The following is a 6,000-nucleotide window of genomic DNA, read 5'->3' on the forward strand; positions in this document are numbered from 1 at the left end:
TTCACACTTTAACTCAACTGCTTCTCCATTCGTTTAATTTTCACTTGGTGATTTTTCGAAAATGATACTCGTCTTTACACGATTCTTGTTTCGGAACTTTTTGCACCCAGTGGTACTTAATCTGAAAAAACAGAACTTAGTATCAAATACTTGTTCATTTCTCCATAGAGACATGAAAACCACTAAGAGATCGTATACATACACGAACACGATCGATCTATTACCTTCATACACTATAAAGAAGAATTTCTTATCGAGTAGAGGTTATTGAATTTAAAAATATATGAAAGGTGAGTTAAATGAAACAGAAAACAAAATTAACTGGAACTGTAATTTTCCCAAATGATCCTGCATATCAGCAAGCGCGTATGAACTGGAATCCGTTCACCAATGCGTTTCCCATAGTTTTTGTTTTTGCACAACAAAAAGAAGACGTAGCAAATGCTGTTAAGTGGGCACGTGAAAATAATGTATCCATTCGGATGCGTAGTGGACGACATTCATTGGCAAAAGATTTTTCACAGGTAGATGGTGGAATAGTCATAGATGTCAGTCAAATGAGAAATGTTATGTTAGATAAAGAAAATGGAACTGCCACTGTAGAAGCTGGGATACGTGTAGGGCCTCTTGTAAAGATGCTTGCTCAGAAAGGCGTTTTAGCTCCTTTTGGAGATAGCCCGACCGTTGGCATAGGTGGAATCAGTACAGGTGGAGGAATTACAGTTGTTCAGCGTACAACCGGGCTAATCTCTGATAATATTTTATCTGCCACTATCGTTGATGCCAACGGGAAGATACTCTCTGTCAGTGAAAATAACAATCCAGACCTCTTGTGGGCTATCCGAGGAGGTGGAGGAGGTAATTTCGGCATTATCACTTCCTATACATTTAAAGTTCGAACTGCACCTTTTCAAGTTGGAATATATGAAATCATTTGGCCGTGGGAACAATTGGAAGAAGTGATTGGTGTATGGCAGAAATGGTCTCCATCTGTTGATGAAAGATTAGGTTCAATATTAGAGGTGTTTTCAAAAACGAATGGCTTACTCAAATCGCAGGGAATTTTCCTCGGTTCTAAAACGGAACTGGAAAAGTTACTAGAACCTTTGACAGGTGTTGGAACTCCGATCAAGGTAATTATTGAAGAAGTTTCACTACCGGAAGCTATAGAATTTTGGATACCTAATAAACCACTATTTGACACAGATAATTCTACATGGTCATCTGCCTGGGCCGAGCAAATCTTGCCTCAAGAAGGACTCAAAGAGATTAGAGATTTTCTAGAAAAAGCAACTGGAAGCTCTAATTTCTTTTTCCTTAACTCAGGGGGCGCTATGAACCGTGTACCTTCCGAGGAGACAGCTTTCTTTTGGCGAAATACAAAATATTATATGGAATGGAATGCTAAATGGACGAAAGATTCTGAAGCCCAAAAGAATATCGAATTGGTTCAAAGCACACGTACAGATCTAACTCCCTATGTAATCGGCTCATATGTCAACGTACCTGACTTAAGCATTAAAAATTACGGTCAAGAATACTATGGTGATAATTTTGCCCGACTTCAACAAGTCAAAGCAAAACATGACCCTGAAAATATTTTCAACTTTGCACAGAGTATTCCTCCTGCTTCTACTTGCTAATCACAGATGAAAATGATAAAAAGGGCTTCCTTAACTGATAGCCCTTTTATTTTGGATGAAGTACAGAGCCTCGAGTTTATTTGCTTCTTACCTGGTAATGGTTACAGCCTACCCACAGTATTAGTTGGTAAAAAAGTGTCTAAGTTACAATTTGTATACATACAATGAAAATCGAGAAACTCACCTTGATCGGCCCAAAGATATTTAGGGATTATTTTCATAAAACACAAAGTTTAAAAATCTCAATTTCGAGAATTTTTCATTTGAAGTAGTTGACATACTAAAACTAAGGTTGTATTATTAATTACAAATAACAACTAAGTTACTTATTGTAACTTTTAAGGAGGAATTTTTTATGACAAAGAGATGGGCAGTAGATGCAGCACACTCAGGTATAGATTTTTCTGTAAAACACATGATGATCTCACGTGTAAAAGGTTCATTCAATGATTTCACAGCAAACATGGAAGCAGATGTAAATGATCTTTCAACAGCAAAAATTGACTTCATAATTGATGTAAATAGTATTGATACACGAAACACAGACCGTGACAATCACTTACGTTCAGGAGATTTCTTCGATACTGAAAACTACCCAGCAATCAAGTTCAATTCAACCGACATTAAAAAAGTTGGCGATGACGAGTATGAACTTACTGGTGATGTAACAATTAAAGAAACAACGAAAAAAGAAACATTCAAAGTTGAATTCGAAGGCTCTGGAAAAGATCCTTGGGGGAACGAAAAGGTTGGTTTCACTGCAGACGGAAAACTTAACCGTAAAGAGTATGGCCTAGCGTGGAACCAGGTTCTTGAAACAGGTGGCATCATGGTTGGCGAAGATATAAAAATCAACCTGCAAATTCAAGCACAAGAAGCTTAACATAGAAAAAGTCGTGTTCGATTTTTGAACACGGCTTTTTAGTTTTAGATGCAACCGCCTATTTGGTTGGTCTATTCCCTCACGAATAATAATAAGTAAATTTCCAGAAAAATGTTTTCAACACCTTTTGCATATTTTTCACGCTTTGTTCAATCCTAAAATGAACACATTATAAGCGAAAGGAGTCGAAAGCTTTGTCTAAAAAAACTGATAAAACAAACGACTATAGTGAGGAATTTGGAGATGAAGTAATCCAGCGTCAAATCCAAGAAGTGTATCAAGAAGGAACCATTGATGAACAAGGAGCCCAACACGGCTATTCCAAATCGCCAGGTTCTGTTAAAGGAAACAAAAAAAATGATGGACCAAACTATCCAGCCACTTAAACTTAAAGCACAAGAGGGCGCTTAGCAGCGACAAGCAAAAGGCGAGCACTGAAGAAGGAACTTTTTTCCTTCAGCATTGCTTGACTTGTGACCTCGAGGCACTAGCCACTGGATATGGAGCGCAAGCGGCTCGTTCAGACCCGAACATTTTTAATATAAAAACACGCCTGATCGTAACTTGATCAGGCGCGTTTTATTGGTAAACTACAACAGCGGAACGAACCACCAGATTTAATAATTTCAGAAATATCGAGTTCAATCACATGGTATCCTGCTTTTCGTAATCGTTCATTCAACTCAATATTTACAGGTAAACTTAACACATTTTTATCACCAAGAGATAAGACATTCGGACCCATTGTAAACTGTTCATCCTCATTCACTTCAATCAATGAATAATGACTTGCGAACTGTTCAATGGTTTCCTTGCTAAAAGCTTTTAAGTAAATGAGTGCTTCTGTTGAAGATATCACATTAAATAAACAATCCAAATGAAGATATTGCGAATCAAATGGTACGGCAATGACGTCATGTGTAGGAAGCTTTTGTTGCAACTCTGCAATAGCCTCTATAGTTGTACGTTGACTGATTCCTACCCAAATCGTTGAGCCATCAATAATTACATCGCCACCCTCTATTGCATGTGTGTCAATTTTGTCATGGTTGATTCCCATTTCATTTAACCAATCCACTAAGACCATTTCTTCACCGGATCTCATTTCTGTACCCATGTGAGAAACGTACACTGTATCCCCGATGGTAAAGCCGATATCACGTGTAAACACTTGCTCGGGAAATCTTTTGATTGGAGGTAATTGAATAACATCCGCGCCATAATAATGTAGCGTCTGGATAAATTTTTTATGCTGCTCCATCGCTTTTTCTTGATCAATGTTTTCGTCTAAAAAATGTTTTTGTGTTTCATTTATAGCTTCTTCTATTTTCATAAATGCAGGTGGACAGACCATGACACGTGTTAGTATATCGCTTTCACTTTCACAAAAAATCGATTCATTACTTTCTTTACTTTCCATCAACATAACTGGGCCTCCGATTTTTCCTTTTTTATTGGTAAATAAAATCGATATGAGCTAACCAGTAATTGCACTGATCTTTCCATTATATTCAGAATCAAGTCCAGATAGAACTCGAATAGCATTTAATCCATTCCTTTTTTTAAAAAAATCCCCTCTTCATAACCAAAGAGGGAATCTTTCGACATCTATTGATAAAGTTTGTTTGGTTAATGCAAAGGCGTTCGTTCAGCCAAATGACCTCGAATAATCGGTCCCCATTTTTCATATTCAACCAAAAATCCATCATGACCAAATGCTGTTTCAATCTCATGAAAATATCCTCGGGAAGTTGATTGAATAAATGATTTAATTTCCTTCGGTGGATACAAAAGATCGCCAGTAAAGCCAAGGCCGATCACTTCTGCTTCAATTCCGTTGGCTGCTTTTTCGATTCCACCTCGTCCACGCCCGATATCGTGCCCGTTCATCGCATAAAGTAAATACAAGTAACTATTCGGATCGAAACGTCTCGCGATTTTTTCACCTTGATAGCGCAAGTAGGATTCCACTTGATAATAAGGGCGCTCATCCGCTTGTATTTCTTTCTCTTCTCTTGAAAACCGACTATCAAAAAGAGATGGACTTCGATAGGTCACAAGCCCAACCATTCTCGCAACTTCAAACCCTTTAACGAGACTTGAATCTTGATAATTTCCGTGATCCCATCGTGGGTCCTGCTCAATCGCATGAATACCAATGCGATTAAAGGCAATACCATAATCACTCAATGATGGAGTAGCAGCTAAAACAAACAATTGATCCATGAATTGTGGAAATAACACACCCCACTCAAGTGCTTGCATCCCACCTAGTGAGCCCCCTATAACTGCTCTTACGTGATTGATGCCCAATTTTTCAAGCGCTTGATGTTGAGCTGTCACCATGTCTCGGACGGAAACGAATGGAAAGGATAAACGATAATTTGACTTCTCATTCAAAGGTGAAGCAGGCCCAGTAGAACCGCTACACCCTCCTAATACATTAAACGTAATAACTTGATAATGGCTGAGATCAACAGGCGCATCATATCCAACAAAACCTTTCCACCACCCAGGCTCTTCACCCGTTCCAACGGTTACATGATTTCCAGTTAACGCATGGCAGATAAGAACTGCTGGAAGATCCGTTTTTCCTACCCGTTCATAGCGAAGCGAAACATTATGTAGAACCTTTCCCGATTCAAGCGTGAATGAACCTATTCGAATCGTACCTTCCACTCGCTCGATATCAATGTTTAATCCATTGTCACTCACAGGGAATCAACTTCTTTCTTTTATGTATTTTCATGCTTGATTTATGTACAGAAACTTCTTGTGACCATAAAGCTGTGTGATCAATTACTTATCGTCCATCCTTTCCACTATTTATAATACTAAATTCAATGATCCATATGTAAAATGTAAAAACCCCCTTCATAAGAAGAGGGTTTTGGCATCCTCCTCTTATCTTTCAGATCACAATTGATCTGTAGGAATTAGCACCTTTTCGAATCTGGATAAAATTCGCAGGTTGCTGGGCATCGTAGGGCCTATTCCCTCAGCCACTCTGGATAAGAGTATATTAAGTTGGTTCATTATCATCTCTTGTTGAGGATTATAGACCAGTTGACAATAAGAAGTCAATAATCTTTCTGAAAATTTAGTTCTTTTTGTTTTTGGTTAAAATCACATTCATCTTTATATCAAAAGCTGCGAGTGATTTATCGAACCTCACGCGGTGGATATCCGCGGGTGCGATCATTTTATCGAAGCTTATGCGGCTGATACCCACGGTTCCTCTTTCATCCATTACGTGGACGTTAGAGGGTTTTTTAATTCTAAATTTTGCAGTAATAACCGTTGTAAGCGTAAGCTTCGATAAAATCGTCGCATCCGCGGATGATGACATAAAAAACCCCGCTCGTTCAAGGCGGGGGGTTGTTCTTTATTGCAGGATCTTATCACAGAATATCATGTTATTAAGAGGCAATATCTCGTTTTGAAAATACAGTGAACGCAAGTGTAACAAATAGA

At 38.3% G+C, this 6,000-nt stretch carries 6 protein-coding genes and 1 riboswitch; of the genes, 3 read left to right on the forward strand and 3 right to left on the reverse strand.

The window, feature by feature from the left end; all coding sequences use genetic code 11:
* Nucleotides 1–299 precede the first annotated feature (299 nt).
* The 3 genes from AB1471_RS11175 (at nt 300) to AB1471_RS11185 (ending at nt 2,912) form a co-directional block, all read left to right on the forward strand.
* Nucleotides 300–1,643, forward strand: a complete 1,344-nt coding sequence (locus AB1471_RS11175) for an FAD-binding oxidoreductase (RefSeq protein ID WP_367779849.1) — start codon at nt 300–302, stop codon at nt 1,641–1,643.
* 355 nt (nt 1,644–1,998) lie between these two features.
* Entirely contained in the window at nt 1,999–2,526 is a 528-nt protein-coding gene (locus AB1471_RS11180) for a YceI family protein (RefSeq protein WP_367779850.1), read from the forward strand.
* A 194-nt stretch (nt 2,527–2,720) separates the two neighbouring features.
* Entirely contained in the window at nt 2,721–2,912 is a 192-nt protein-coding gene (locus AB1471_RS11185; protein WP_367779851.1) for a hypothetical protein, read from the forward strand.
* 182 nt (nt 2,913–3,094) lie between these two features.
* Here the strand turns inward: AB1471_RS11185 and AB1471_RS11190 are convergent, their stop codons facing one another.
* From AB1471_RS11190 to AB1471_RS11200, 3 genes are all read right to left on the reverse strand, one after another.
* Nucleotides 3,095–3,952 (reverse strand): dimethylarginine dimethylaminohydrolase family protein, encoded by an 858-nt coding sequence (locus AB1471_RS11190; protein ID WP_367779852.1) that lies wholly within the window; start codon nt 3,950–3,952, stop codon nt 3,095–3,097.
* Between the two features lie 203 nt (nt 3,953–4,155).
* Nucleotides 4,156–5,241 carry a homoserine O-acetyltransferase MetX gene (gene metX, locus AB1471_RS11195; protein ID WP_367779853.1) on the reverse strand — a complete coding sequence of 362 codons (1,086 nt, stop codon included), beginning with the start codon at nt 5,239–5,241 and terminating at the stop codon, nt 4,156–4,158.
* A gap of 186 nt (nt 5,242–5,427) precedes the next feature.
* A riboswitch (SAM riboswitch) is annotated at nt 5,428–5,544 on the reverse strand.
* Between the two features lie 82 nt (nt 5,545–5,626).
* Complete coding sequence (locus AB1471_RS11200; protein ID WP_367779854.1) at nt 5,627–5,875, reverse strand: hypothetical protein; 249 nt, start codon at nt 5,873–5,875, stop codon at nt 5,627–5,629.
* Nucleotides 5,876–6,000 lie beyond the last annotated feature (125 nt).

Source organism: Jeotgalibacillus marinus (assembly GCF_040801915.1).
In the GTDB taxonomy this organism is placed as follows: Bacteria; Bacillota; Bacilli; order Bacillales; family Jeotgalibacillaceae; genus Jeotgalibacillus; species Jeotgalibacillus marinus.